This is a genomic window from Caulobacter mirabilis, assembly GCF_002749615.1.
In the GTDB taxonomy this organism is placed as follows: domain Bacteria; phylum Pseudomonadota; class Alphaproteobacteria; order Caulobacterales; family Caulobacteraceae; genus Caulobacter; species Caulobacter mirabilis.
Genome location: NZ_CP024201.1, coordinates 114,748 through 140,854 on the forward strand (window position 1 = coordinate 114,748; position 26,107 = coordinate 140,854).

The 26,107-nt window shown below is 69.1% G+C and carries 26 protein-coding genes and 1 pseudogene; 11 read left to right on the forward strand and 16 right to left on the reverse strand.

Annotated elements, in window-relative coordinates:
- Positions 1-11 precede the first annotated feature (11 nt).
- A pseudogene (locus CSW64_RS22200) lies at positions 12-105 on the forward strand (hypothetical protein); the annotation flags it as partial.
- 6 nt (positions 106-111) lie between these two features.
- Here CSW64_RS22200 and CSW64_RS00615 read toward each other — a convergent pair.
- Positions 112-774 (reverse strand): peroxiredoxin, encoded by a 663-nt coding sequence (locus CSW64_RS00615; protein ID WP_099620267.1) that lies wholly within the window; start codon positions 772-774, stop codon positions 112-114.
- 78 nt (positions 775-852) lie between these two features.
- On the opposite strand from CSW64_RS00615, the gene CSW64_RS00620 reads away from it, so the two are divergent.
- Positions 853-1,602 (forward strand): creatininase family protein, encoded by a 750-nt coding sequence (locus tag CSW64_RS00620; protein ID WP_099620268.1) that lies wholly within the window; start codon positions 853-855, stop codon positions 1,600-1,602.
- On the opposite strand, the gene CSW64_RS00625 is transcribed toward CSW64_RS00620, so the two are convergent.
- Together CSW64_RS00625 and CSW64_RS00630 are read right to left on the reverse strand one after the other, a co-directional pair.
- Positions 1,599-2,636, reverse strand: a complete 1,038-nt coding sequence (locus CSW64_RS00625; protein WP_099620269.1) for an AraC family transcriptional regulator — start codon at positions 2,634-2,636, stop codon at positions 1,599-1,601. The genes CSW64_RS00620 and CSW64_RS00625 overlap by 4 nt on opposite strands.
- A 120-nt stretch (positions 2,637-2,756) precedes the next feature.
- Positions 2,757-5,246, reverse strand: a complete 2,490-nt coding sequence (locus tag CSW64_RS00630; RefSeq protein WP_099620270.1) for a TonB-dependent receptor — start codon at positions 5,244-5,246, stop codon at positions 2,757-2,759.
- Between the two features lie 177 nt (positions 5,247-5,423).
- Between CSW64_RS00630 and CSW64_RS00635 the strand changes: the two genes are divergently transcribed.
- Together CSW64_RS00635 and CSW64_RS00640 are read left to right on the forward strand one after the other, a co-directional pair.
- The gene (locus CSW64_RS00635) at positions 5,424-6,560 is read left to right on the forward strand and encodes a pyridoxal phosphate-dependent aminotransferase (protein ID WP_099620271.1); all 1,137 of its coding nucleotides are present in this window, start codon (positions 5,424-5,426) and stop codon (positions 6,558-6,560) included.
- Positions 6,561-6,629: 69 nt separating this feature from the next.
- Complete coding sequence (locus CSW64_RS00640; protein ID WP_099620272.1) at positions 6,630-7,013, forward strand: VOC family protein; 384 nt, start codon at positions 6,630-6,632, stop codon at positions 7,011-7,013.
- Positions 7,014-7,028: 15 nt separating this feature from the next.
- Here the strand turns inward: CSW64_RS00640 and CSW64_RS00645 are convergent, their stop codons facing one another.
- A complete protein-coding gene (locus CSW64_RS00645) occupies positions 7,029-7,538 on the reverse strand; it encodes a L,D-transpeptidase family protein (protein ID WP_099620273.1) in 510 nt (169 codons plus the stop codon).
- A 76-nt stretch (positions 7,539-7,614) separates the two neighbouring features.
- On the opposite strand from CSW64_RS00645, the gene CSW64_RS00650 reads away from it, so the two are divergent.
- Positions 7,615-8,301, forward strand: a complete 687-nt coding sequence (locus CSW64_RS00650; protein WP_099620274.1) for a response regulator transcription factor — start codon at positions 7,615-7,617, stop codon at positions 8,299-8,301.
- On the forward strand, positions 8,301-8,732 hold the full coding sequence (locus tag CSW64_RS00655; RefSeq protein WP_099620275.1) for a hypothetical protein: 432 nt from the start codon (positions 8,301-8,303) through the stop codon (positions 8,730-8,732). Before CSW64_RS00650 ends, CSW64_RS00655 begins: the two co-directional genes overlap by 1 nt.
- 6 nt (positions 8,733-8,738) lie before the next feature.
- On the opposite strand, the gene CSW64_RS00660 is transcribed toward CSW64_RS00655, so the two are convergent.
- The 5 genes from CSW64_RS00660 to CSW64_RS00680 all read right to left on the reverse strand — a co-directional run bounded on the left by CSW64_RS00660 (position 8,739) and on the right by CSW64_RS00680 (position 14,256).
- A complete protein-coding gene (locus tag CSW64_RS00660) occupies positions 8,739-9,545 on the reverse strand; it encodes an exodeoxyribonuclease III (RefSeq protein WP_099620276.1) in 807 nt (268 codons plus the stop codon).
- 226 nt (positions 9,546-9,771) lie between these two features.
- On the reverse strand, positions 9,772-10,407 hold the full coding sequence (locus CSW64_RS00665) for a LolA family protein (protein WP_099620277.1): 636 nt from the start codon (positions 10,405-10,407) through the stop codon (positions 9,772-9,774).
- A 50-nt stretch (positions 10,408-10,457) separates the two neighbouring features.
- Positions 10,458-12,893 carry an FtsK/SpoIIIE family DNA translocase gene (locus tag CSW64_RS00670; protein ID WP_099620278.1) on the reverse strand — a complete coding sequence of 812 codons (2,436 nt, stop codon included), beginning with the start codon at positions 12,891-12,893 and terminating at the stop codon, positions 10,458-10,460.
- A gap of 83 nt (positions 12,894-12,976) precedes the next feature.
- Positions 12,977-13,546: a hypothetical protein gene (locus tag CSW64_RS00675; protein WP_099620279.1), complete on the reverse strand. Its 570-nt coding sequence runs from the start codon at positions 13,544-13,546 to the stop codon at positions 12,977-12,979.
- The gene (locus tag CSW64_RS00680; RefSeq protein ID WP_099620280.1) at positions 13,546-14,256 is read right to left on the reverse strand and encodes a hypothetical protein; all 711 of its coding nucleotides are present in this window, start codon (positions 14,254-14,256) and stop codon (positions 13,546-13,548) included. The genes CSW64_RS00675 and CSW64_RS00680 overlap by 1 nt, the downstream gene beginning before the upstream one ends.
- Positions 14,257-14,520: 264 nt before the next feature.
- Between CSW64_RS00680 and CSW64_RS00685 the strand changes: the two genes are divergently transcribed.
- The 3 genes from CSW64_RS00685 to CSW64_RS00695 are packed head-to-tail and all read left to right on the forward strand — an operon-like array spanning position 14,521 to position 16,813.
- Positions 14,521-15,441, forward strand: a complete 921-nt coding sequence (locus CSW64_RS00685) for a hypothetical protein (protein ID WP_099620281.1) — start codon at positions 14,521-14,523, stop codon at positions 15,439-15,441.
- Positions 15,441-16,205 (forward strand): hypothetical protein, encoded by a 765-nt coding sequence (locus tag CSW64_RS00690; RefSeq protein ID WP_099620282.1) that lies wholly within the window; start codon positions 15,441-15,443, stop codon positions 16,203-16,205. Before CSW64_RS00685 ends, CSW64_RS00690 begins: the two co-directional genes overlap by 1 nt.
- Positions 16,202-16,813 (forward strand): hypothetical protein, encoded by a 612-nt coding sequence (locus tag CSW64_RS00695; protein WP_099620283.1) that lies wholly within the window; start codon positions 16,202-16,204, stop codon positions 16,811-16,813. Before CSW64_RS00690 ends, CSW64_RS00695 begins: the two co-directional genes overlap by 4 nt.
- 51 nt (positions 16,814-16,864) lie before the next feature.
- On the opposite strand, the gene CSW64_RS00700 is transcribed toward CSW64_RS00695, so the two are convergent.
- Positions 16,865-17,629, reverse strand: a complete 765-nt coding sequence (locus tag CSW64_RS00700; protein ID WP_099620284.1) for a hypothetical protein — start codon at positions 17,627-17,629, stop codon at positions 16,865-16,867.
- Between the two features lie 681 nt (positions 17,630-18,310).
- On the opposite strand from CSW64_RS00700, the gene CSW64_RS00705 reads away from it, so the two are divergent.
- Complete coding sequence (locus CSW64_RS00705; protein ID WP_172448409.1) at positions 18,311-18,745, forward strand: hypothetical protein; 435 nt, start codon at positions 18,311-18,313, stop codon at positions 18,743-18,745.
- A gap of 72 nt (positions 18,746-18,817) precedes the next feature.
- Here CSW64_RS00705 and pnp read toward each other — a convergent pair whose 3' ends face one another.
- From pnp to rbfA, 4 genes are all read right to left on the reverse strand, one after another.
- Positions 18,818-20,968, reverse strand: coding sequence for a polyribonucleotide nucleotidyltransferase (gene pnp, locus CSW64_RS00710; protein ID WP_099620286.1), 2,151 nt, complete (start codon positions 20,966-20,968; stop codon positions 18,818-18,820).
- 239 nt (positions 20,969-21,207) lie between these two features.
- A complete protein-coding gene (rpsO, locus tag CSW64_RS00715; RefSeq protein ID WP_099620287.1) occupies positions 21,208-21,477 on the reverse strand; it encodes a 30S ribosomal protein S15 in 270 nt (89 codons plus the stop codon).
- Between the two features lie 14 nt (positions 21,478-21,491).
- A complete protein-coding gene (truB, locus tag CSW64_RS00720) occupies positions 21,492-22,424 on the reverse strand; it encodes a tRNA pseudouridine(55) synthase TruB (protein WP_099620288.1) in 933 nt (310 codons plus the stop codon).
- Entirely contained in the window at positions 22,424-22,861 is a 438-nt protein-coding gene (rbfA, locus tag CSW64_RS00725) for a 30S ribosome-binding factor RbfA (protein WP_099620289.1), read from the reverse strand. Before rbfA ends, truB begins: the two co-directional genes overlap by 1 nt.
- Positions 22,862-23,071: 210 nt before the next feature.
- On the opposite strand from rbfA, the gene CSW64_RS00730 reads away from it, so the two are divergent.
- Positions 23,072-24,457 carry an MATE family efflux transporter gene (locus CSW64_RS00730; RefSeq protein WP_216361216.1) on the forward strand — a complete coding sequence of 462 codons (1,386 nt, stop codon included), beginning with the start codon at positions 23,072-23,074 and terminating at the stop codon, positions 24,455-24,457.
- A 220-nt stretch (positions 24,458-24,677) separates the two neighbouring features.
- On the opposite strand, the gene CSW64_RS00735 is transcribed toward CSW64_RS00730, so the two are convergent.
- On the reverse strand, positions 24,678-25,472 hold the full coding sequence (locus tag CSW64_RS00735) for a dienelactone hydrolase family protein (RefSeq protein ID WP_099620291.1): 795 nt from the start codon (positions 25,470-25,472) through the stop codon (positions 24,678-24,680).
- Positions 25,473-25,530: 58 nt separating this feature from the next.
- Positions 25,531-26,103, reverse strand: coding sequence for a hypothetical protein (locus tag CSW64_RS00740; RefSeq protein ID WP_099620292.1), 573 nt, complete (start codon positions 26,101-26,103; stop codon positions 25,531-25,533).
- Positions 26,104-26,107: the final 4 nt, after the last annotated feature.

The window sequence follows — 26,107 nt, forward strand, 5'->3', positions numbered from 1 at the left end:
TTGCGCGCCGTCATCCCGGCCGAAGCGAAGCGCAGAGCCGGGACCCAGGGCGACGGGCGTGCAGTCTGGGTCCCGGATCGGCCTGCGGCCGTCCGGGATGACACGGAAGGATCAGGACCCCGGCTGTTTCGTCGTCCGCAGGTAGGGCTTGTGGGTGGTCCAGCCGTTCGGGAACAGGCCCTTGGCGTCCTCGTCGCTGACGGCGGGGACGATGATCACGTCCTCGCCGCGCTTCCAGTCGGCCGGGGTGGCGACCTTGTGGGCGGCGGTCAGCTGCATGGAGTCGATGACCCGCAGGATCTCGTCGAAGTTCCGGCCGGTGGTCATCGGATAGACCAGGATCAGCTTGATGGCCTTGTCCGGTCCGATGATGAAGACGTTGCGGACCGTGGCGTTGTTGGCCGCGGTGCGGCCTTCCGAGGTCTCGCCGGCGTCGTGCGGCAGCATGCCGTAGAGCTTGGACACCGCCAGGTCGGTGTCGCCGATCATCGGGAAGTTCACCCGCGCGCCTTGCGTCTCCTCGATGTCGTCGGCCCAGCGGCCGTGGTTCTCGACCGGGTCGACCGACAGGCCGATGACCTTCACGCCGCGCTTGTCGAACTCGGGCTTCAGCCGGGCGACGGTCCCCAGCTCGGTGGTGCAGACCGGGGTGAAGTCCTTGGGGTGCGAGAACAGCACCACCCAGACCCCGTCCGCCCAGTCGTGGAAGCGGATCGGCCCTTCGGTGGTCAAGGCTTCGAAATCGGGAGCGATCTGGTTCAGCTGCAGCGTCATGGGCTTTCTCCTCTCGCGCGCTTGGAGTTTCGGTAGTACGCCCGCCGCTCGTCCCCCCGCATCCGAGGATTTTTCGACATGCTGTTAGCGAAATCGACCTGGCCGGAAATCGAGGCCTATCTGCAGCGGTCGAAGACGGTGGTCGTTCCGATCGGCAGTAACGAGCAGCATGGCCCGACCGGCCTGCTCGGCACCGACTGGATGTGCCCCGAGATCATCGCCCACGAGGCCCAGAAGCAGCACGACGACCTGCTGGTCGCCCCGACCTTCAACATCGGCATGGCCCAGCACCATCTGGAGTTCGCGGGAACCATCTTCCTGCGCCCGACCACCTTCATCGCCGCGATCGGCGACTGGTGCCGATCGCTGGGCGCCCACGGCTTCGAGCGGATCTACTTCCTGAACGGCCATGGCGGGAACGTCGCCACCATCGAGGCGGCCTTCAGCGAGCTCTACGCCGAGGCCAGCTTCGCCGGCCGCCGTCGCGGCTTCGCCTGCAAGCTGAAGAACTGGTGGGACCTGGCCGGCGTCGACGCCCTGGCCCGGCAGCAGTTCCCGGTCGGCCACGGCAGCCACGCCACCCCGTCCGAGATCGCCGTGACCCAATGGGCCTATCCGGACGCCATCAAGACCGCGAACTACGCCCCCCAGATCGCCCCGACCGGGCCGGTCCGCGAGGCGCTGGACTTCCGCGCCCGCTACGCCGACGGCCGCATGGGCTCCGATCCGGGCCTGGCCACGCCCGAGAAGGGCGGCGAACTGGTCGCCCTGGCGGTGCAGGGCCTGGTCGCCGACGTCGCCGCCTTCGCGGCCGAGCCGACGCCCTAGCCGGCGGTCCGGCGGTACTCCGCCGGGGTCGCGCCGAACCAGGCGCGGCAGGCGCGGCGCAGGCTGCGGGCGTCCGAGAAGCCCAGCTCCTGCGCCACATCCTCCAGCGACCGCTCGGTGACCAGCAGGCTGGCGGCGGCTCGGCGACGCGCGTCGGAGGCCAGATTGCGGAACGTCGTCCCGACCTCGGCCAGCCGGCGGCGCAGGGTGGCCGTGCTCATGCCCAGGCGACGGGCGGCAGACGGCTCGTCCCAGGACGCCGGCCCGAGGACGGCGCGTACCTGGTTGACGATGTCGGGCGCCGCCGGGCCGGCCGCGAGGCCTTCGGCCGCCTCCTCCATCAGGGTGTTGAACTCGCTCAGCTCGGCCGCCGCCCAGTGCTGGTACTTTACAGGCTGCAGCGGCAGGTCCGCATCGGCGGCGTCGTAGGTCACCGTGACGCCCTCGCCGCGACGGACGGCGGTGCGCGACAGGATCGGCCGCAGCAGGGTCGGCCCAACGGGCGGCGCCGCGGGCGGCACCCTCAGGCGCACCGGCTTCAGCCGTTTGCCGGTCAGCCAGCGGAAGCCGCAGTGGGCGGTCAGGGCGAAGATCTCCGAGGCCAGGTCGTGTCGCGCCCTGCGCGGCCCAGGGTAGTCGAAGGACAGGGCCAGGCCCCGCCGCGAACGGACCAGGTCGAAGCGCATGTCCGGACGCAGCAGCGGAGCCGCCATGGCGAAACGCTGTAGCGCTTCGCCGAAGGTGTCGCCCTGCGACGCGGCGGCGATCAGCAGGCCGAACGTCCCGCGCGCCACCGGCCGCGGCGCCATGGCGAAGGCCTCGTCGCTGGTGCGTCGCATATGTTCGAGACAGAGGTTCAGGAACACCACCGAGGGCAGCATCTCGCCGCCGGACGCCGCCGGTTCGACCGTGGCGATCAGGTCGGCGGCCGCCTGGGAGCCCGCCAGGATGTCCAGATAGCGCCGCGGCACGCGAAACCGTTCGGCGATCCAGCCGCCGGGGCTCGGTCCATCCTTGACGTCGGCCGCCTCCATGGCGCCACCTAAACCGGGTGACGCTAGGGGCAGCAAGAAAAAGGGCGCGTCCAGCGCCCATGCGGACGCGCCCGAAGCCGATCGGCCGCCGCGGGAGGAGCGGCGGCCTGAGGCTGAGGATCAGTACTTCAGCGTCAGAGCGACCCCGAAGGTCCGGGGCTGGCCCGGGAAGCGCACGACGGTGTTGGCGTTGCTGGCCACCGCGGTCCAGTAGTACTCGTCGGTCAGGTTGCGGCCCCAGAGGGTGGCTTCCCAGCGGCCGTTGGCGGCGGTGATCCCGACGCTGCCGTTGAGCAGGCCGTAGGCGGGGATCCTGTACAGCGGGTTGCCTTCCAGGTCGGCCTGGGACTCCTTCTGGTAGCGGCCGTTGAGGGTCGCCTTCAGGCCCATGCCGTCGGTCAGCTCGCGCTCGTAGACGAACGTCATGCTGCCGAGGAACTCGGGGCTGTAGAGGAAGCCCGCGCCGTCGTAGTTGCGCGGCAGGCCGGCGCCGTCGGTGCCGACGAAGCCCTTGATCTCGGTGTGCAGGAAGGTCGCCGCGCCGATGGCCGTGAAGTTGTCCGTCACCCGCCAGGTCACCTCGCCGTCGAGGCCGTAGGCCAGCGATTCCGGAATGTTCTGCAGCCGCGCCAGGGCGGTGTAGAGCGCATCCGGATTGTAGGTGCTCATCTGCTTGTCGGTGTAGTCGTAGTAGAAGGCCGAGAGGTTGGCCTGGACGCGGCGCTCGAACAGCCCGGCTTTCACGCCGACCTCATAGGCGAGCAGCTTCTCCTGGCCGACCGGCAGGTTCTGTTCGTAGAGGCTGGCGGTGTTGACCGGCGCGCCGCCCGACTTGGCGCCCTTCGAGATCGAGCCGTAGACCAGCACGTCGTCGCTGGCGTTCCAGTTCAGGGCCAGGCGCCAGGCGATGTTGTCCTCGTCCAGGCTGGTGATGACCTCGCCGCGCGTGGCGGTCTTGGTCGCCCAGTTGATCCGGGTCGTCGAGCAGCCGTTGGCGACCACGTTGTCGGTGATCACGACGCCGGCGTAGCGCAGATTGTACAGGTACTTGTTGGTGACGTTCAGGTTCGGCAGCATCGAGCCGTTGACGTCGCGCGAGCAGATGTTGGCGTCCTGCTTGTCCTGGGTGTAGCGGATGCCGGTGGTCAGGCTGAGGGTGTCCGACAGCTTCCAGTCGGCGCTGGCGAAGATGCTCGCCGTCTTGGTCTCGATCCTGCCGTCGTCACGATAGGTCTGGAACGTGTTCGCGGCCTGGGTCATCGAGTAGCTGCCGCCCGGTCCCTGACCGCCGGGCAGCGGGCCGGTGTTCGCCGGCGTGAGGGCCAGCTGGGCGGTCAGCGCCTGGAACAGGCGGACGTTGGCGTTGTCGCGGAACAGCGTCTGGTTGGTGTCGACGATGTCGTCCTTGCCGTAGTAGCCGCCGATCAGCCAGGTGACGCGGTCGTTGCCGCCCTCGACCCGCAGTTCCTGGGCGAACGACTTGATCTCGCCGTCGGCGTCCTGGATCAGCACGTTGTAGGGCGCGCCGGCCCAGTCCATCACGCCCTTGCGCTCGATCTTGTTGTAGCTGGTCAGCGAGACCAGGCGCAGGTCGTCGTTGATGTCCCAGCGGATGTTCAGCTTGCCGCCGAGGAAGGTCGAGTCTTCCTGGAGCGGCTTGTCGACGCCCGGAATCCCGGCGACCGTCGAGGTGCGGCGCGAGGATGGGGCCCAGTCGGCCGTGTCGTTCGACCATTTCTGGTTATTGATGAAGTTGGCCAGGCCGGGCGCGTTGTGGAAGCCGGCGCCCAGCGGGTTCAGGGTCTGCGGCGTCGTGCCCGGGGTGAAGCCGATGGCCTGGGCGGCCAGGGTGTCGCTCTTGTTGGCCCAGTAGTTCACCGAGGCGTCGACCGACAGATACTCGGTCGGCTGGAAGGCCAGCGAGCCGCGGACGCCGAAGCGGTCCACCTTGCCCAGGCGCTCGTTGCGCGAGGCGGACTTCTGCCAGCCCTGGTTGCTGGTCTCGCTGCGGAAGGCGATCCGGCCCTGCAGGTTGTCGGCCAGCGGACCGCTGACCATGCCTTCGAAGTTGTAGGTCTCGTAGTTGCCGAACTCCGCCACGCCGCGGGCCTGGAAGTCGTGCGAGGGCTTCTGGGTGACGAAGTTGATCAGGCCGGCGGTGGTGTTGCGGCCGTAGAGGGTGCCCTGCGGGCCCTTCAGCACCTCGACCCGTTCCAGGTCGAACACCGGGCCGCTGAGCATCATCGGATAGGCGTAGGCGACTTCATCGACATAGGTGCCGACGGTCGAGGTGGCCGACATGTTGATGGTGTTGAAGCCGATCCCGCGCAGCGTGTAGGTCGGCACGCCCTGGTAGGACCGCGACACGGTGAAGCTGGGGGCCACCGCCGACAGGTCCTGGACGTTGGTCACCCGCAGCGACTCCAGCTGCTCGGCGCCGAAGGCCTGGATGGCCATGCCGACGTCGTTGAGCGCCTGTTCGCGGCGGTTGGCGGTCACGACCAGCTCGTCGACCGTCTGGGTTTCCTGAGCCAGAGCCGGGGTCGACAGGACCGCGGCGGAGGCCAGCAAAACGGCCGTCCCGCCTTTGAGGCGCGTACGCAAGTTCATCACTGTTTCCTTCCCTCAGGTCGGGGTTCGGACGCACCGCCCCCATTGTTTTGCGGGAAGCCTGCCGCAACCCAAGAGCGGCGGCGAGGACGCAGGCGCGCAAACCGGAGCGGACAATTTCGCTCACCGAGGTCGGCGGCGCTTGCGTCGCGGCCGGTTTCGCGGTTGTGAGCGACCATGCGCGCGCCCATCGAACCGTTCCACGCCATCGGGATCAGCCGGCTGGCCCACCAGCTCAAGGAAGACGGCCGCTCCATCATCCACATGGAGTTCGGCCAGCCTTCGACCGGCGCGCCGACCGCCGCCATCGCCCGCTCGCACGACGTGCTGGACAGCGACGGCCTCGGCTATTGGGAGAGCCCGGCCCTGCGCGAGCGGATCGCCCGCCACTACGCCGATGGCTATGGCGTGTCCGTCGAGCCGGACCGGATCGTGCTGACCTGCGGCGCCTCGCCGGCCCTGGTTCTGGCGCTGCTGTCGGCGTTCGAGCCGGGCGACCGGGTGGCGCTGGCCCGGCCGGGCTACGTCGCCTACCGCAACACGCTGAAGGCGCTGCGGATGGAGCCGGTGGAGATCGCCTGCGGCCCCGAGGATCGTTTCCAGCTGACCGCCGCGCACCTAGCCGCGCTCGACCCGGCGCCCAAGGGCGTGATCATCGCCAGCCCGGCCAACCCGACCGGGACCGTCATCGGGGCCGCGGAGCTGGAGAAGATCGCCGCCGTCTGCCGCGCGCGCGGCATCCGCATCGTCTCCGACGAGATCTACCACGGCCTCAGCTACGTCGGGCCGTGCCGGTCGATGCTCGAGTTCGAGCCGTCGGCCCTGATCGTGAACAGCTTCTCGAAGTACTTCAGCATGGTCGGCTGGCGGCTGGGCTGGCTGCTGGCGCCGCGCGACCTGATCGCCGACGCCCGCGCCTATGTCGGCAACCTGTTCCTGACGGCCCCGTCGCTGAGCCAGCACGCCGGCCTGATCGCCATGGACTGCCGCGACGAGCTGGAGGGCCATGTCGAGGTCTATCGCCGCAATCGCGCCCTGCTGCTGGACGCTTTGCCGGGCCTGGGCCTGCGCGAGATCGCTCCGCCGGACGGCGCCTTCTACATCTACGCCAGCGTGGCCCATCTGACCGACGACAGCCTGGAGTTCTGCAAGCAGCTGCTGCGCGACACCGGCGTGGCCACGGCCAGCGGCGTCGACTTCGACCCGGTCGAGGGCCGCCGGTTCATCCGCATCAGCTTCGCCGTCTCCACGCCCGAGGTCGAGGAAGCGCTGCGCCGGATGACGCCCTGGTTCGCCGCACGAACAGTTGTTTAGAACCGTTGCGTCCGACGTCCGGATCGGGCTGAACTGCTGTCGCAGAACCAATAAGGGGAAGGACGCACCATGTTCTCACACGTGATGATCGGCACCAACGACGTCGCCAAGGCCAAGGCCTTCTACGACAGCTTGCTGGGCACGCTCGACGTCGCGCCCGGCTATGTCGACGACGGCCGCCGCATCTTCTACCGCACCGCCTCCGGCGTGCTCGGCGTGTCCAAGCCGATCGACGGCGAGGCCGCGACCTTCGCCAACGGCGGCACCATCGGCTTCGCCTGCAGCTCGACCGACCAGGTCGACGCCTGGCACGCCGCGGGCGTGGCCGCGGGCGGCGTGACCTGCGAGGACCCTCCGGGCGTCCGCGCCGGCGGCATGGGCAAGATGTACCTCGCCTATCTGCGCGACCCCGACGGCAACAAGCTGTGCGCCATGCACCGCTTGCCGGCCTGAGCCGGCGCTAGCGCCTCAGGCGCGCCGGATGGCGATCGCCGCGCCTGGATGTGCGAGGCCCAGCAGGGCCTCCATGTCCGAGCGGGACAGGGCGATGCAGCCCTCGGTCGGGACGTAGCCCGGCCGCGCCAGGTGCAGGAAGATCGCCGACCCCAGGCCCGGAACCACCGGCGCGTCGTTGTGGGCCAGGATTCCGACCAGGTCGTAGACATCATCGTCGCGCCACATCCGCTCGGCGCTGGCCGGGTAGGGCAGGGTGACCGGGCAGTTGTAGGCCGGGTCCGTCGGGGCGTCGCACCATCCGTCCGTCGGCTGGGTCGGCGCGGTCGGCAGGCCGGTCAGCGGCGTCCCGCCCTTGTCCGGGCGGAACATCACCCGGCGGATGGTCCAGACGCCCAAGGGGCTGCAGCCGTCGCCCTCGCGCTTGTCAGGCGCCTCGACGACGCCGCCCTTGCCCAGGGCGCAGCGGGTCTCGCGGCCCGCCAGGTCGAACCGTCCGTCTGAAAAGGCCGTGAAGATGGTCATTAGGGCGCCTATCTTGTGGCTGTAAGTCCGGGCCGATACTTGGCCTAGAGACACGAAACGGTGCATGTTCCCCCGTATGGCGCAACGCAAGACCCTTCTGATTGTCGATGACGACAACGATCTCCGGGGCGCACTCGCCGAGCAGCTGGCGCTGCACGAAGAGTTCGCGGTCGTCCAGGCCGACACGGCGGGCGAAGGCGCGCGGCTGGGCAAGGACGCCCGGCCCGACCTGATCCTGCTCGACGTCGACCTGCCCGACATGGACGGCCGCGAGGCCTGCCGCCTGATGCGAAAGAACGGCGTCACCGCGCCGATCATCATGCTGACGGCGGCGGCGACCGACGCCGACACCATCCTGGGCCTGGATTCCGGGGCCAACGACTACGTCACCAAGCCCTTTCGCTTCGGCGTTCTGCTGGCCCGCATCCGCGCCCAGCTGCGCAGCCACGAGGCGTCCGAGGACGCGGTCTTCAAGATCGGCCCCTATGAGTTCCGGCCGGCCGGCAAGCTGCTGGTCGACGAGAAGGGCAAGAAGGTCCGCCTGACGGAGAAGGAGACCAACATCCTGAAGTACCTCTATCGCTCGGGCGCCAAGGCGGTCTCGCGCGAGGAGCTGCTGACGGAGGTCTGGGGCTACAACGCGGGGGTCACCACCCACACGCTGGAAACCCACGTCTACCGCCTGCGCCAGAAGATTGAGCCCGATCCGGCCAATGCGCGCCTGCTCCTGACCGAGGCGGGCGGATACCGGCTCCAGCCCTGATGCGCTCGCGGCGCGCCCTGGCGGGTCTTCTCGCTGTCGGCGCGACGATCCTTGTCGCCGGGAGCGCCGACGCCCTGTCCTGGTCCAGGCCCAGTTGCGAAGAGTTTCGCCGCTCGTTGCTGGATGGCGACGCTTTCGTGCGCGCTCGCGTCTCGAAGACATGGGATCTCAAGGTCGAGGAGGAGCAGCGGAGCTCCAAGGTCGAAGCGGCGGTGCGCGAGGCGATCCTCGGCCAGTACCCGCGTGGCGCCCGCGTGGCGTTCACGGCCCGTGAGGTCGAGTTCAGCGGCGTGCAGTTCGGTTTCATCCCGGCTGAGGGCGACGAGATCATGCTCGTCCTGGACCAGAGGTCTGGCCGTCGCTGGACGGTCAATTCCACGATGACCGCGGCCGAGTACGAACAGTACTGGGTTCCCCGCTGCGGCTTCTGACGCCTGTCAGACCATCAAGTCCGCCGTCACCGGCGCGTGGTCGCTGGGCTTGTCCCAGCCGCGCACGTCGTCGTGGATGCGGGCCTGGACCTTGCCGGTGTGATGGGCCGCGTCGCGCAGGCCCGGCGTGACCAGGATGTGGTCCAGCAGCAGGCCGCGGTTGCTCTGACGGAAGTCGGCGGCGCGATAGCTCCACCAGCTGGCCAGCTTCTCCGGCTCCGCGACGGCCTCGCGCATCAGGTTCAGGAAGCCCAGCGACGCCTCCATCTTCCGGAAAGCCTCGATCTCGACCGGCGTGTGGCTGACGATCTTGGACATGTATTTGTGGTTCCAGACGTCGAACTCGCCCGGGGCCACGTTCAGGTCGCCGGTGACCACCAGCGGGTCCTTCGGATTCCGCTTGGCCAGTTCGGCGGTCAGGGTCTCGTAGAAGTCCAGCTTGTGGTCGAACTTCTTGTTCAGTTCGCGGTCCGGCAGGTCGCCGCCGGCCGGGATGTAGAAGTTGTGGATCTCGACCCCGGCGATCCTGGCCCCGACGCAGCGGGCATGACCCTCGCGGCAGACCTCCAGCGGCTGGGCGTCCTCGATCGGATGGCGCGAGGCGATGGCCACGCCGTGCCAGCCCTTCTGCCCGGCGATCCGGAAGTGGTTGAAGCCGAGGTCCTCGAACATCGACTTGGGGAATTCGGCCGTCTGGCACTTGATCTCCTGCAGGCACAGGACATCCGGCGCGATCTCGTCGACCATCCGGCCGATGAGCTCGCCGCGCGGGCGGACGGAGTTGATGTTCCAGGTGGCGAGACGGAGGCGCATGGGCTCCAGATAAGCCGTTTCGGACAAAAGAAAACGCCCGGACGCAGGAGCGTCCGGGCGTGAAGAAGTGGTCTCTCATGCCGCCGCCGGGAGGGGATAGGTTCCGGCACGGTGAACGGTTTCGCGAGGTCGGGCGCGCCACCGCTGTAGTGGCATTAATGCAACGAGCTTTCGAAAACGTCAACAGGCTGAATCGGGGCAATTGCTCGTTGCGAATATGTCACAATCAGGAAGACCTTCCGGTCGTGGGCGCGGGCGCGCGGAACAACGCTGGGTCGAGTCCCGACGCGCGCTCCAGGCTGGTCAGGCGGACGCGGGTGGCGGCGTTGCGGGCGTCGGTGATCGTCCAGCCGAGCAGCTGCATCGGGCTGTCGGAGAAGGTCAGCGTGATCTGGCCCTTGGTCTTGCCCGCGCGGTCCTGAGCGGTGATCTGGAAGCCGTCGTTCAGCCGCGAGACGCGGCTGATGTGCACGCCCCGGTCCAGGCGGATCTCGTCGGCCAGGAACAGCTTCAGCGGCGTCTGGCTGAGCCAGTAGCGGTTGACGGTCTTCAGCCGTTTGTCGGCGACCGACACCACCTTCCCGTCGGAAATGACCAGCAGGCTGGACGGGGCCTCGTATTCGAAGCGCGCCTTGCCGGGGCGCTGCATGTAGAGCACCCCCTGGGTCTGACTGCCGCGGGTGTCGGTCTGGACGAAGCGGCCCTTGGCCGAGGTCAGGCCCTGCAGATAGGCCGTGGCCTTGGCGACCAGCGCCTGATCCTCGGGAGGCAGGCCCTGCTGGGCGCGGGCGGCGGCGGGCAGCAGCAGCGCCAGCGGGGCGGCGGCGAGCAGGGTGCGACGGGTCGTGTCTCGGTTCGTCATGAGGTCCGCTTAGCAGGGCCGGACGGCGATTTCACGGCGGACCATAGCCGCTACGGAGGCGGCGGCGCCAGGATCTCGCGCTTGCCGGCGTGGTTGGCCGGGCTGACGACGCCTTCCTGCTCCATCCGTTCGATCAGCGAAGCGGCGCGGTTGTAGCCGATCTGCAGCCGGCGCTGGATGTAGCTGGTCGAGGCCTTGCCGTCGCGGGTGACCACGGCCACGGCGCGGTCGTAGAGGCTGTTCTCGCCCTCCTCGCCGCCCGCCAGGCCCAGGTCGCCGCCGCCGTCCTCGTCGTCGCCGCCGGCGGTGACCTCGTCGAGGTACTGCGGCTGGCCCTGATCGCGCAGGAATTTGGCGACCGAAGCCACCTCCTCGTCGGCCACGAACGGACCGTGCAGGCGGGTCAGGCGGCCGCCGGAGCCGCCGGCCATGTAGAGCATGTCGCCCTGACCCAGCAGCTGCTCGGCGCCCTGCTCGCCGAGGATGGTTCGGCTGTCGATGCGCGAGGTGACCTGGAAGCTGATCCGGGTCGGGAAGTTGGCCTTGATGGTGCCGGTGATGACGTCCACCGACGGGCGCTGAGTGGCCATGATCAGGTGGATGCCGGCGGCGCGGGCCATCTGGGCCAGGCGCTGGACGGCGCCTTCGATGTCCTTGCCGGCGACCATCATCAGGTCCGCCACCTCGTCGATCACCACTACGAGATAGGGCATCGGGTCGGGGCGGATCTTCTCGCTCTCGAAGATCGGGCGGCCGCTCTCGTCGAAGCCGGTCTGGACGGTCCGCTCGAAGTGCTCGCCCTTCTCCTGCGCCTCGCGGGCGCGTTCGTTGTAGGCCGAGATGCCGCGCACGCCGATCTTGGCCATGCGGCGATAGCGGTCCTCCATCTCGCGCACCGTCCACTTCAAGGCGACGATGGCCTTCTTGGAGTCGGTCACGACCGGCGCCAGCAGGTGCGGGATGCCGTCGTAGACGCTCAGTTCCAGCATCTTCGGGTCGATCATGATGAACCGGCACTGCTCGGGCGGCAGGCGGTACAGGATCGACAGGATCATGGCGTTGACGCCGACCGACTTGCCCGAGCCCGTCGTACCCGCGATCAGCAGGTGGGGCATCTTGGCCAGGTCCGCGATGTAGGGCTCGCCGCCGATCGTCTCGCCCAGCGCCATCGGCAGAACCTGGGACGACTTCTCGTAGTCGGCGCTGGCCAGCAGGTCGCGCAGATAGACGGTCTCACGCTTGGTGTTGGGTAGTTCCAGCGCGATGGCGTTGCGCCCCTGGACCACCGACACGCGGCAGGCGGCGACGCCCATCGAGCGGGCGATGTCGTCCGACAGCGCCACGACGCGGGCGTGCTTCACGCCGGGGGCGGGAACCAGCTCGTACAGGGTGACCACCGGACCCGGGCGGATCTGGTCGATGTTCCCGCGGATGCCGAACTCGGCCAGCACGCTCTCCAGCAGGCGGGCGTTCTGGCGCAGGGCCTCCTCGTCGAAGCCGCCGACGCGGGGCTTGGGCTTGGCCAGCATGGCCAACTCGGGCAGGGCGAAGCCGCCGGGCTGGACGAAGTCGAAGGTCTTCTGGGCCTCGCGCACCTCACGGCCGCTGTCCTTGGGCGCGGCCTTGGGCGGCCGGATGGCGGGCCCGGTGACGGCGACGCGGTCCTGGGTCGGCGCCGGCGCGTCGGCTTCGTCGTCGAAATCGTCGTCCGCCGCGTCGTAGCCGCCGGCGGGTTCAGGCTGCGAGGCCGGGCGAGGCTCGGGTCGCGCGGCGGCGCGGGGGGCCGGCTTGGGAGCTTCGGCGCGCGGTTGCTGGACGGCGCGTTCGGGCTGGCGGACCTGGGCCTGCGGGCGGCGGGCCAGCAGGGTTTCCAGCACGCCCTCGGCGCGGGCGGCGGCGCTCGCCCGGGTGGCGCCCATGGCCCAGGCCAGGCCGACGCCGCCCAGGACCAACAGGATCACGGCGGCGATGAAGGTCGCGCCCGGGATGTGGGCGAAGGCGATCAGACCGCCTAGGCCGCTCAGCAGCGCATCGCCCCAGAAGCCGCCGAGTCCCCGGGCCAGCGGCCAGGCGGCGGGCGGCGGCGGGGCGGCGATCGCGCCGGCCAGGAACATCACGCCCAGGGTCCCGGCCAGCGCCCTCAGTCGGGTCTTCTGGCGATGGGCGTCGGGATCGGCGTCGGCGACGCGGGTCAGGCCGAACACCACCATCAGCAGGGCCAGGCCCCAGCCGGCGAGGCCCAGCGACTGCACGAAGACGTCGGCCAGCACCGCGCCCGGGCCGCCCAGGACGTTGGTGGCGGGCAGGCCGGAGGCGACGTTCAGGCTCGGGTCGGCCGAGTTCCAGGTGGCGAAGGCGGCGATCAGGGCCGCGCCGGCGGCGGCGATCAGCCCGCCGCGCAGCCTGGCGGTGAACGGCGTCGACCAGCCCCAGGCGAGCAGTTCCGCCGCCATCTCCAGACCGGTTCGTCTCGCCGCACGCGCCATCCGCGCCCCCTAGGTCATTCAAACCCGATGTTTGGACCGGAGAGGGTTAAGGGGCGTTTACTCTGGACCGCGATCCGACGTGGTCAGGGGCGCCTCAGAGCGGCCCGGAACTCGGGATCGTTCAGCAGGACGCCGACCAGCTTGGGGTAGAGCGCCGTATAGCGGTCCATGGCCATGGGAATGGCGACGGCGCCGATGAAGTTCGATTCCCATTCGTCCGAAGCGGTCAGCTCCTTCTCGTACAGCACCTTTCCGTCCCGCGTGACGCGGAAGCGGGCCCCCACGAGTCCCCGGCTCATCGGCAGCGGCGTGGCGACGCTGCTCTGGGTGAGTTCGCCGCTGATCGTCGTTCCGGACGCGGCGTCGAGCTTGCCGGCGGCCGTCAGCTCGGTTTCGAGCGTGGTCTTCAGATAGCCCGCGAACGATCCGCCGCCCGGCGCGGTGACCGATCCGGCGCGGATCGCGATCGATCGGTCCATCGCCTTGGGAAGCCCTTCGGCCAGGACGAACGCGCCGACGGCGACCGGAGCGGGCGTCGCCGCGCGGGCGGCCTGGACGTTGTCGAGCGTGGCGCCCTGGACCGCCATCGGTCCCATGGCGCAGCCGCCGGCGCCCAGGCAGAGGGCGGCGGCGAGGAGCAGCGGAACGCGCATCAGCCGGCTTCCGCGCCCGACGGGGTCGGCTCGGCCGCCGGCGCCGGCGCCGGCGTGGGCGTGGGCGTGGCGGGGGCCGGCGCGGTCGCGGCGTCGACGGTCACGCCGGTGAAGGCAGGGTCCTTGGCGACGTCGTTCAGGGTGTTGGAGACCAGCTGGTCGGTCATGGTCATGACCGCTTCCACGATGTTCTTGGCCTTCACGCCGTTCGGCGGCGCCTGGGTGACGCCGATCGTGGTGTGCAGGGCGTGGCGGCCGGACTTGGCGATCTTGGCGCCGTCGGCGCCGGTCACGTACTCGACCGTGCAGACATAGACGTCGCTGACCATCGTGCCCTTGAGACCGAATGTCAGGCCGGTGACGAAGCCTTTGCCGGTCGCGCCTTCCTGGATGAGGTTGTCGATGGTGACCGACAGGATGGCGCCGTTGGCCACCGGCGCTTCGGAGACTTCCGAGAAGGCGCCGCTGGCGGTGACCACCTCGGTGACCTTCTTGGTCAGTTCCTTGGTCGCCCGGGCGTTCGCCGCGCCGGCCGTCTTGAAGGTGAAGAGCAGCTGCACCGGCTGCGGGTTGGCGACCACGGCCCGATCCTCGGGCTTCAGGGTCGACAGGCCGGTGTCGATATAGGTGGCGGCGTGCGCGGCCCCGGCGAGAGCAGCCGCGGCGAATCCCGCCGCCAGGGCGCGAGCCCAGAGCGTAAGCGATTTCATGATGTCCCCCTCCATGAGCGCGACAGGGGGCCGGACGCCGGATCGGCGAGCGATCCCCCCGGACGCTTCGCGGTTAACCCTATGTCGGCCTGGCCCGAGGACGCAACGGGCATGAAAGCCCTCCGATCACGGCCTTGAGAAGTTCTTGAGGTCGGCGTCAGGACTCGAGCCGGCCGCTGCCCGACCGTGGGCCCGTTCGATGCGCGGCTGTCGCGCGGTTTGTGGGTTGGGACCATGAAACATTCGAAGATGGGAGGCCGCCCCATGCGGCCGGCCGCGGCCGGGGCGTTGGGGCTTTCGCTCCTGGCGCTGGCCGCCTGCGGCGACAAGGAAAAGGCCAAGGCCGTCGAGCCGAGGCCGCTGGAAGCCGGCGAGAAGGTCGCCGGGGCCATGGACGTCTGGGGCCGCAAGCTGGACATCGACTGCCCGCGAAAGTTCGACGTGCCGGCCCGGCCGTCGGGCGCGCGGGCCGACGACATCCGCGGCCTGCGGCTGGGGGTCGGCTATGACACGGCGCTGCTCTACGCCCAGTGCGAGAAGGGCCGGCCGCTCGACTCGGTGCTGATGACCGAAAGCGCCGATTTCGACCGCCAGGAGCAGGGCCTGAAGATCCGCACCATGGCCGCGGTGGCCAACGGAGCCTTCGGTCCGCGCTTTCGGCAGCAGGACATCTTCGACAGGGATCCCGGCCGGGGGTTGCAGAAGACCGACGCCGTCTGGCGCTTCATCGCCGACGGCATGCCGGGCCAGGAGAAGGTCTACGCCATCTGGCTGGCCCAGCCCTTCGCCAAGGGCGAACAGCCCACCGTCGAGAGCCAGGTCGCGGGGCTGAAGGCCAAGTATGGCGAGCCGACCGTGGTCGAGGATCGCGGGAAGATGGTCTGGACCGCCCAGCCGGATGGAACGCCGATCCCGGCGTTCGACCGCGAGCGCCTGCGCCGGTGCGCCAACACTGTCGACCCGGGCCACCAGGCCCTGAACTACGGTCCCGACTGCGGCGTGACCGTCGTCGCCCGGGTCACCCCCGACCAGAACCCGGCCCTGGCCTACCGGGTCGAGACGGCGGTGTTCGATCCCGCCGGCCTCTGGGCCTACCAGAACGAGCGCTTCGAACAGGAACGCGACGCCCTGCTGGCCGGCCAGGCCCTGGCTCAATCCAAGACCGCGGAAGGAGGGAAGTTCTGATGCCCGCGATGCGCATGACCCTGGCCGCGACCGCCTGCCTGGCGGCGCTGGCCCTCGCCGGCTGCGGCGACCGAAACAAGGCCGATCAGGGCGACAACGCCGTCGCCGCGTCCGGCCGGACCGCCGCGCCGTCCCTGGCCGTCGCCCAGCGAAAGGAAGCGCCCAAGCCGCCGGAGCCCAGGCGGGTGAAGTGCGACGAGTACCGCCCCGATCTGGAGGACGGGGACATGGTGATGATCTATCACGGGACCCTGGGAACGCCGCCGCCCATGGAGGCTTGGGCGGAGCGATCGCTCCATCAGTACGACAGCTCCGGAAATCCCGAGGTCGCCTGGACCACGGCCAAGACCGCCGTGCAGGCCCAGTTCGACGCGGTCGCCGGCATCCGCTGCCTGACCCTCCCGGTGGTGACCCAGCTGAGCCGCTATGATCCGGCGCGGGGCGGGGTGGTGATCGAGGACTTCGGCGACGGCCGCTTCTTCTCCTTCGGCGCCCTGGGCGAGCATGTGCGGCTGAAGATCCGCAACGGCGCCCAGGCCGGGGTCTGGCCGATGCCGGCCGACCGGGCCGAGGCGATGCTGAAGGGCGCCCGCGACCAGTACCGCACCCGCATCGTCGCCCGCGTTCGCATCCTCTCGGCCCGCCCGGCCCAGGGCTACGGCGTGCTCGAGGGCGAGGTCGTGGGCTTCGACGTCTACAGCGATCCCTACGGGACGGCCGCCAAGCAGCTGGCGACCGTCGTGGTTCCGGGAGCGGGGTCGTGAGGGTCCCCGCCCCGGACCGGCGCACGCTCCTGCTCGCCGCGGCGGGCGTGGCGCTGGGCGGGCTGGCCGCCGTCCCAACGGCGGGGGCGGCCCCCGTCGGCGGCCAGCCCGTACGCAATCGCCAACTGCTGGCTCGGCTGCAGCAGGCGCCCTGGACGGGGCGGCCGGGGAAGGGGGGCTGCGCCGCCGTCTACGCCCTGGTCTCGACGACCTGTCCCTACTCACGGGCGTTCATGGCCCAGGCCTATCCGCGGCTCGTGCGCCAGGGATACGACGTCCAGCTCGTGCTGCTGGCGGTCGACGGCGAGCGCAAGGAGACCATCACCGAGGCGGCCTTCCGGCGCGACCCGAGCCTGATCGTCCAGGTCTTCGCGGGGCGCTACCGGGGCGGGCTCGACCCGGCGGACAGCGACGAAGCGACGGCGGCCTTCAACGCCGCGGTGGCGGCGACCCTCGACGCCCGGGCCCTGTCCAGGGCGGCGGGGTTCGGCGCCTTCGTGCCCAGCTTCCTGTGGCGGGATCGGCAGGGTCAGTGGCGGATCTACAGCGGCTTCGCCGACGCGACCTTCCAGCGCGACTTCGCAACCCTGCCGCCGCCGGGCTGCTAGGTCGTAAGGGGACATGCTCCGGTGAAGCCGGTGCGTGTCCCCTTACTCTGATCAGAAGCCGAGGCGGACCGACTTGAGGGTTTCCACCGGTTGAGCAAGTCCGTCTGGGCGGTAACCCTCGAAGCGCGTGACGAGGGTGAAGGCCTCGGCCGCGCCGCTGTTCCGGAGCAGGATGCGGTAGGTCGAGGGCCTTCCGGTCTCAAACGGCGAGATCGAGACCATCTGGATGGCGAGAATATCCTCGTCGCCGAACATGAGCGCCTTGGCGCGGACGTCGCGAACATCGCAGCGCGGCGCCGCCTTGCTACAGCCCAGGGTCCAGTCGAGACGCCGCTGGCCGGAGAGAAGGTCGGCCCGGACTTGCGACCACAGGGCCAGCCCGCGATAGGCGACGACGACGTCCGGGGCGTCGAAATAGGCGGCGCCCTTGGGAATGTCGGCGCAGGCTGTCCCCGGAGCCATCTGCCGGAAGCGCCAGCCGAGGTGCAGGTCGCTGACGTAGTAGCGGGGGTCGGCTCCGTCCGGCTGGATCTGGGCCGTCATGATCCGCGCCTGGCACAGGCCCAGAGGCCCGGCAGGGATCGCGGGGCCGTAGAAGCGCTGTTCGTTCGGCCGGTACTCGACGAACTGCCCGGTGACGTCGGCCATCATGCGCGCGGCCAGCTCGGGCGGCGGAGTCCGGGTCAGGTCCTCGAGCGGATAGAGGGCGACGCCCGGCGGCGCGGGCGTCGGCGGCGGCGGCGGAATGGCGAACGCCGGCGCGGCGAGCAGCAGCGTGGTGATGGCGGCCAGTGTCGTCGAGATCGTCCGGTGCATCGGGTCCCCCTCCCGTCGCGGCTCAGCTTGCCGGAGCGGGATGGGCGGTCAAGGGGGGCTTCCCCGGGAACCTCAGTGGTCGACGGTGCGGTTATGTCCTGCGTGGTTCGAGACGCTCGCCAGGCTCGCTCCTCACCATGACGCACTCGGAGTTCGTCATCCTGAGGAGCGATCCCTCAGGATCGCGTCTCGAAGGATGCAACGCACATCCCCCACCGCCATCATCCTCGCGCTTGTCGCGAGGACCCATGCGTGGCGGGGCGGACGTCTCGCCGCGACATCACCACCGCTGGTGTTCATGGGTGGTCGGAACAAGTCCGACCATGACGGAGGGAGCGCGGAAACCGACGGGGACATGCTCCCGCAGGGTGCGTGTCCCCAAGATCGGAGCGCGCAGTCAGGGGACACGCACCGGCTTCACCGGAGCATGTCCCCACTCATCCGACCGGATGGGTCGGTTCACCAAAACCCATGCAGGCCAGCGTGCCGGACGCTCCGGGTTGGTCAAGGGTGGGTCCTGCGGACCCATCGCCTCCGGCGACGCGAAGCGCCCTTGAGCAACCCGGAACGCCCGGCGATGATCTCGGCATGGGGTTTGGGGGGCGTTTGGTGACTGATGCGGTGAAGGTGGACTTCGCACTCCAGGGCGCAGGTTGGGCTGACTGCCGTCTGGAGGTCGGCTTGAGCGTCCTTGAGATGAACGGCGTGAGTTACTGCACCGACGCTCTGGGTGATCTCGTCCGCGTCGCCGCCTTGATAGCGGCGGGGCATCACGCGGGGGCGCTCAGCTTTGACGGCGAGCCCAGGGAATGGCGCTGGATACTTGAACGACATTGGTCGGACGACCTCAAGGGCGTCGAGCCAGGCCTGCGCGTTCGAATCTTCGGCTTTTCCGACATCTCCCGGCATGCGCCCGAGACTGAAGGACATCTGGAGTTCGAGGCGGTCTGTGACCCCGACGCCTTCGCCCTCGCCGTCGAACGCATGGCGCGGAGCCTCCGGGACGCATTGGGCGCAGATGGGTATGCGGAGGCTTGGGGCGGCGCGCCATTTCCGGAGCGTGCGCTAGCTGGGCTGAAGGCCGTACTAGGCTTGCCGGTGGAAACCACGGCCTGACGGATCCCCAACGAAAAAGGCCGCCCCCTCTCGGGAGCGGCCTCTTCCAATTCAGCAGGCTGACGCCGTGACCTAGGTGGTCACCGCGTCTTCCGGTTCGACGCCTTCCTTCTTGGAAAGGTCTTCGCCGGTTTCCTGATCGACGATCTTCATCGACAGCTTGGTCTTGCCGCGGTCGTCGAAGCCCAGGAGCTTCACCTTCACGATTTGGCCTTCCTTCAGCACGTCCGACGGCTTGGCGACGCGTTCGTTGCTGATCTGGCTGACGTGGACGAGGCCGTCCTTGGCGCCGAAGAAGTTCACGAAGGCGCCGAAGTCGACGACCTTCACGACCTTGCCGTTGTAGATGGCGCCGATTTCCGGCTCGCTCGCGATCGACTTGATCCAGTCGCGGGCGGCGTCGATCTTCGACTGTTCCGAGGCAGCGATCTTGATGGTGCCGTCGTCGGCGATGTCGACCTTGGCGCCGGTCTCGGCGACGATCTCGCGGATCACCTTGCCGCCCGAGCCGATCACTTCGCGGATCTTGTCCACGGCGATCTTGATAGTCTCGATCTTCGGCGCGAACTCGCCCAGCTCGGTGCGGGGCGCGTCCATGGCCTTGTTCATCTCGCCGAGGATGTGATCACGGCCTTCCTTCGCCTGCGCGAGGGCTTGTTCCATGATCTCCAGGGTGATGCCCGAGATCTTGATGTCCATCTGCAGCGAGGTGATGCCGTCGCTGGTGCCGGCCACCTTGAAGTCCATGTCGCCCAGGTGATCTTCGTCGCCCAGGATGTCCGACAGAACCGCGAAGCCGTCCGATTCCAGGATCAGGCCCATGGCGATGCCCGAGACCGGGCGGACCAGCGGCACGCCGGCGTCCATCATGGCCAGCGACGAACCGCAGACCGTGGCCATCGAGGACGAGCCGTTCGACTCGGTGATCTCGGAGACCAGGCGGATGGTGTAGGGGAAGTCTTCCTTCGTCGGCAGCATCGGGCGGATGGCGCGCCAGGCCAGCTTGCCGTGGCCGATTTCGCGGCGGCCCGGCGAGCCCATGCGGCCCGTCTCGCCCACCGAGTAGGGCGGGAAGTTGTAGTGCAGCAGGAAGGATTCCTTGTAGGTGCCTTCCAGGGCGTCGATGAACTGCTCGTCGTCGCCGGTGCCGAGGGTCGCGACCACCAGGGCCTGCGTCTCGCCGCGGGTGAACAGGGCCGAGCCGTGGGTGCGCGGCAGGATGCCGACCTCGCCCAGGATCGGACGCACGGTGCGGACGTCACGGCCGTCGATGCGCTTGCCGGTGTCCAGGATGCCGCGACGGACCACGTCCGCTTCCAGCTCCTTGAACACGCCGCCCAGCTTCAGCGGGTCGACGCCTTCCGGATTGGCTTCCGACTTGCCGAGGGCCTCGACGGCCTTCTTCTTGGCGGCGCCGATCGCTTCGTAGCGGTCCTGCTTCTTCTGGATGGTGTAGCCGGCGGCGATGTCGGCGCCGACCAGGGCCTTCATCTGAGCCTTGATCGCGTCGGTGTCTTCCGGCGTGAAGTCGAACGGCTCCTTGGCGGCGTGCTCGGCCAGTTCGATGATCGCGTCGATCACCGGCTGGATGCCTTCATGGGCGAACTTGATGCCGCCCAGGACGATCTCTTCGTTGAGTTCCTGGATCTCGGACTCGACCATCATCACGGCGTCGGCGGTGCCGGCCACGACGAGGTCCATCTTCGATTCCTTGGACTCGTCCAGGGTCGGGTTCAGAACGTATTCGCCGTTGATGTAGCCGACGCGGGCGGCGCCGATCGGGCCCATGAACGGAGCGCCCGACAGGGTCAGGGCGGCCGAGGCGGCGACCATGGCCAGCATGTCGGGATCGTTCTCGAGGTCATGCTGCAGCACGGTGCAGACGACCTGGACTTCGTTCTTGAAGCCCTTGACGAACAGCGGACGGATCGGACGGTCGATCAGGCGGGAGACCAGGGTCTCTTTCTCCGACGGACGGCCTTCGCGCTTGAAGAAGCCGCCGGGGATCTTGCCCGCGGCGAAGGTCTTCTCCTGGTAGTTGACGGTCAGGGGGAAGAAGTCCTGGCCCGGCTTCTGCGTCTTGGCGAAGACGGCGGTGGCCAGGACGACGGTCTCGCCCATCGTGGCCAGCACGGCGCCGTCGGCCTGACGGGCGATGCGGCCGGTTTCGAGGGTCAGCGTCTTGCCGCCCCACTCGATGGTCTTGCGTTTGATATCGAACATATCAGGTGTGTCTTTCATTCGTGTCCCGCGGGCGTATTCCCTGGCGGGGGCGGACAGGGTCGTTTCCGAAATCCTCTCCATTGATCAGGCCCGGTGAGGATCGCGTTGAACCCTCTGCGTACGTTCTGGAGTCCCCGGTTTCGGGAACGCCGCGCCGCCGGTTCCAGAGCCTGGAGGAACGGGCGGCGAATAAGCAGAAGGGCGAGACCCGAAGGTCTCGCCCCGCTTTGGTCTACCGACTAGCGGCGCAGGCCGAGCTTCTCGATGAGGCTCTGGTAGCGCGCGGCGTCGGACTTCTTCAGGTGGTCGAGCAGCGAGCGACGCTGCGAAACCATCAGCAGAAGGCCACGACGGCTGTGGTTGTCCTTCTTGTGCGACTTGAAGTGCTCGGTCAGGTTGGCGATGCGCTCGGAGAGGATCGCAACCTGGACTTCGGCGCTGCCCGTGTCGCCCGGGGTGCGGCCGTGTTCGGCGATGAGCGCGGCTTTGCGCTCCATGGTGATCGACATCGTGTGGTCTCCGCTCAGGCTTGAAGAAAGACCCGGACGGGATTGAGCTTTCCCGCACGCATCTCGGCGAGGGCCACCAGCCTGTCTCCCTCCATCGCCGAAACCAGTCGCGAACCGCCGGCGAGGCGGGCCTTGAGCGTTTCGACCTGTCGGGGAACGAGAACGATGGGTCGTCCCTGCGCCAGCCGGAAGGCGTCCTCCGCGGTCACGGCCAGCGCCGGGATGTCGTCCAGCGCGGTCTCGACCGGGAGCAGAACCTCCGGAAGCGCGGCCTTATGGCTCATATCTTCCAGATTTTCCAGAGAAATCGCACGATCCTCCCCGAACGGACCGACCCGCGTTCTGCGCAGGGCGCTGACGTGGGCTTCGGCGCCGAGGGCGGCGGCCAGGTCGCGGACGATGGCGCGGACATAGGTGCCCTTGCCGCATTCGACCTCGATCTCGACGTGGTCGGCGTCCGGGGCGGCGCTGACGCGGGCCGAATGGACCATGACCTTGCGCGACTTCAGCTCCACCGTCTCGCCGGCGCGGGCCAGGTCGTAGGCGCGCTCGCCGTCGACCTTGATCGCCGAATAGGCCGGCGGGACCTGTTCGATCTCGCCCACGAAGGCGGGCAGGGCGGCCTCGACCTGCGCGACGGTCGGACGCACGTCCGAGGTCCCGGTCGTCTCTCCCTCGCGGTCCAGCGTGGCGGTCGAGCGACCCCATTCGATGGTGAAGCGGTAGGCCTTGTCGGCCTCCATCATGAACGGAACGGTCTTGGTCGCCTCGCCGAGCGCGATCGGCAGCACGCCGGTGGCCAGCGGGTCCAGGGTGCCGGCGTGGCCGGCCTTCTGGGCGTTGAACAGCCAGCGGACCTTGCCCACCGCCTGGGTCGAGCCGAAGTCGTAGGGCTTGTCGAGGCAGACCCAGCCCGAGACCGGATCGCCCTTCTTCTTGCGGCCCATCAGTCTTCCTCGTCCTCGACGATGTCGCTCAGGCGGCGGATGTCCTGCTGGACGCGGGGGTCCAGGAACAGGCGGTCCATTTCGCCGGCGGTGTTGAAGCTCTCGTCGTGGATGAACTTCAGGTCGGGGGTGAACTTCATGTCGATGTGGCGGCCCAGGCGTCCGCGCAGGAAGCGGGCGACCCGGTTCAGCGCCTTGACCACCTCGTCGGCGTGCTCGCCGCCGAGCGGCTCGACGAAACAGATGGCGTGCTTGAGGTCCGGGCTCATGCGGACTTCCGAGACCGTGACCGACACGCCCTGCAGCGCCGGATCCTGCAGCTCTTCCTCGCGCAGGGTCTCGACCAGGGCGTGGCGGATCAGTTCGCCCGCGCGCAGCTGCCGCTGGGTAGGACCGGCCGGAGCGGCCTGGCCCCGGGACTTCTGATGGCGTGACATGATGCACCCTCTGGCCCGCGGGAGGATCGAACTCCCTACAGGTCGAAAAACGAAGGGCGCGCTTCTAGGCTCCATGAAGAAGGATGTCCAGGGTTCGTGGAAGGATGCTCCCCCAGAGGGGAGGATCCATCCCTGATCCCGCCTTCAGAAATACGAGTAGCCGGATGGCCGCCGGCTCTGCCAATATCCGTATCGATTAGAAACTAACCCGTGCGGACGGATATGAAGGACACCCTGGACGCCCCGGCCCCGCCGCATCCGTTGCTCGCCGCGCCGGTGGCGCCGACGCTGCTGAAGCTGGCCGCGCCCAATCTGCTGGGCATGCTGGCGACCACGGCGGTGTCGATCGCCGAGACCGCCTATATCGGCCGCCTGGGGGCCGAGCCGCTGGCGGCGGCGGCGCTGGTGCTGCCGCTGATCATGCTGATGGGGATGATGAGCGCCGGGGCCATGGGCGGCGGCGTCTCCTCGGCGGTCAGCCGGGCGCTCGGCGCCGGCGACCAGGCGCGGGCCGAGGCCCTGGCCCGGCACAGCGTCGTCCTGGCGCTGGGGTTCGGGCTGTTCTTCACCCTGGTGCTGATCCTGTTCGGCCGGGGGGTGTTCGGCCTGCTCGGCGGGCAGGGCGAGATCCTGCATCAGGCGGTGATCTATTCGGCGATCGTGTTCTCCTTCGCCGCGGCCATCTGGCTGCAGAACATGCTGGCCTCGATCCTGCGCGGCTCGGGCGACATGGTCGGCCCCTCGATGGCCTTCCTCGGAGGGGCGGCGCTGCAGGTGGCGGTCGGCGGGACCCTGTGCTTCGGCTGGGGTCCGGCGCCGCAGCTGGGCATCGTCGGGGTCGGGCTGGGGCAGGCGACGGCGGCCACGATCGTGACCCTGGTCCTGCTCTGGATGCTATGCAGGCCGACGGCGCGGGTCCGGCTGACGGCGCGCGGTCCCCTGAAACGCGAGCTGTTCGGCGATATCCTGAAGGTCGGGGCGCCGGCCTTGCTGTCGCCGATCCAGACGGTGGCTACGATCCTGATCATCACCGCGATCGCCGCCCGGTTCGGGACCGAGACCCTGGCCGGCTACGGCATCGGATCGCGGCTGGAGTTCCTGCTGGTGCCGATCGCCTTCTCGGTCGGCATCGCCTCCCTGCCCATGGTCGGGCTGGCGATCGGGGCCGGCGACGTGGCGCGAGCCCGCAGGGTCGCGTGGACGGCCGGCGGAATGGCCGCGGCTGGGCTGGGCGTGCTGGGCCTGTTCCTGGCGCTGGTCCCGGGCCTGTGGGTGTCGATCTTCACCCACGACGCCGGCGTGGCGGCGGCCGCGTCGCTGTACCTGCATTTCGCCGGGCCGGTGTTCGTCTTCTTCGGCCTGTCGCTGGCGCTCTACTTCTCGGCCCAGGGCGCGGGGAAGATCGGCGGGCCGTTGCTGGCGGGCACGGTGCGGCTGGTCCTGGTCGCCGTCGGCGGCCTGGTCCTGGTGAAGACCGGCGCGCCGTCCTGGACTCTGTTCCTGCTGGTGGCGCTGGGCATGGTCACCATGGGCGTGGTGACCGCCGGCTCGATCGCGATCACGCCGTGGGGGCCGAAGACGCCGGTGAAGAGCTAGTGATTGCGCCGTCGTAGACGACCCGCCAACCAACCCCCAAAATAGGAGGCGGCCAGGAGAACCGGGAAGATGGAAAAGATCAGAAGCCACCAAGCCCATTCGGCTCCGCGGGAGATCACGAGAACCGCGCCGACATAGCCGAGCCCTATCAGCCTGGCGATGTTTGGTGCGGGGCCGGGGATCTTTTCGCCCCAGAAAGAGCGATTCTCTTCATCTCCACTCATGTTCCCAGCCGCTGCTTGAAGAAGCTGATCGTGCGGGCCTCGGCTTCGCGGGTGGGGCCGCTGTTCGCGAGGTGGATGGTCAGCACCGAGTGGCTGGGCACGCCGGTGCCCTGCTGGCCGTCCTCCTGGCGAAGCTGCCAGGCCTCGAAGCGGTCGCCCAGCTCCTCCTTCAGCATTTCGAACCGGCCCGGCGGGACGAAGCGGTCGCCGTGGAAGGCCAGGCCCAGGACGCTGAGGTCCTCATCGACCAGCCGCCGCTTCACGCAGGAGAACTCCGCCGCCGAGCAGTCGATGGCGCGTTCATGGCCGCGGCCGATCGGCATCGAGGGCTGGCTGAGCACCGGGGCGACCACCGAGGGCTCGGTCATCATCGCCAGGGCGAAGCCGCCGGTGAAGCACATGCCCAGGGCGCCGACGCCCGGTCCGCCGCAGTCGGCGTGGGCCTTGCGGGCGAGGGCGCGCAGCCAGTCGACGATCGGCGAGGAGCGGCCGTTGGCCCAGACGTTGAATTCGCGGCGGATGCAGACGTTCATGAACATCTGCTGCAGCACATAGCCGTTGGAGATCGTCTTGCCCGGCGCGCCGAACAGGCTGGGCAGATAGACGGTGAACCCGGCCGCCGCCACGCCGTCGGCATAGCGTACGACCAGCGGATGCAGGCCGGGGATCTCGTGCATGATGATCACCGCCGGTCCCGCGCCGCGCCGGTAGACCGGGCGGGTCCAGGGTCCGTCGGTGAAATCGAACCGATCGTAGTCCCTCAGAACGTCGGCGTCGGCTGTGCTGACCATGCTGGGCCCTCCCGCCGACAGGTTAGGCTGCCGGCGAGCCCCAGTGGAAGACCCGTGTTCAGCTGCCGGGACGGCGGACGTAGTCGGGCGACATGACCCGCGCGGTGATGTCGGAGGCGTTGGGGTTGGGCATGCGCCACTCGCCGCGCCAGCTGAAGTCCATCACCGAGCAGAGGCGGGGCTCGCCGCCGGCGTCGGCGCCGAAGGCGTGGACGCGCAGTTCGCGGGCGTGGACGAAGGGGCCGACGGCCAGCCAGCCTTCCTGGGCGCCCGGGCAGAAGGCCTGGATCATGACCTTGCCCTCCTGGGCGGCGGGGTCGATCGAATAGAGGCTGCCGGAGCCGCGATCCTCGCCCATCAGGTCGTCCAGCTTGCGGACCATCGCGCCGTCGTCCAGCGGCCGGGGCAGGACGCCCACCGGCACCGCCGTGGCCCGGACGGCCAGCACGCGGGTGCGGCCCAGCATGGACTTGGTGAACACGAAGGTCAGCCCCGCGCCCGTCAGCCGCCGGGCTTCGGCGGACTCGGAATCATAGGTGACCATCCGCTTGGTCTCGGCGTGGGCGGCGCCCGCCGCGAACAGCGCCAGCCCGCAGGCGGCGACGGCGGCGAAACGAACGGAACTCGACATGACG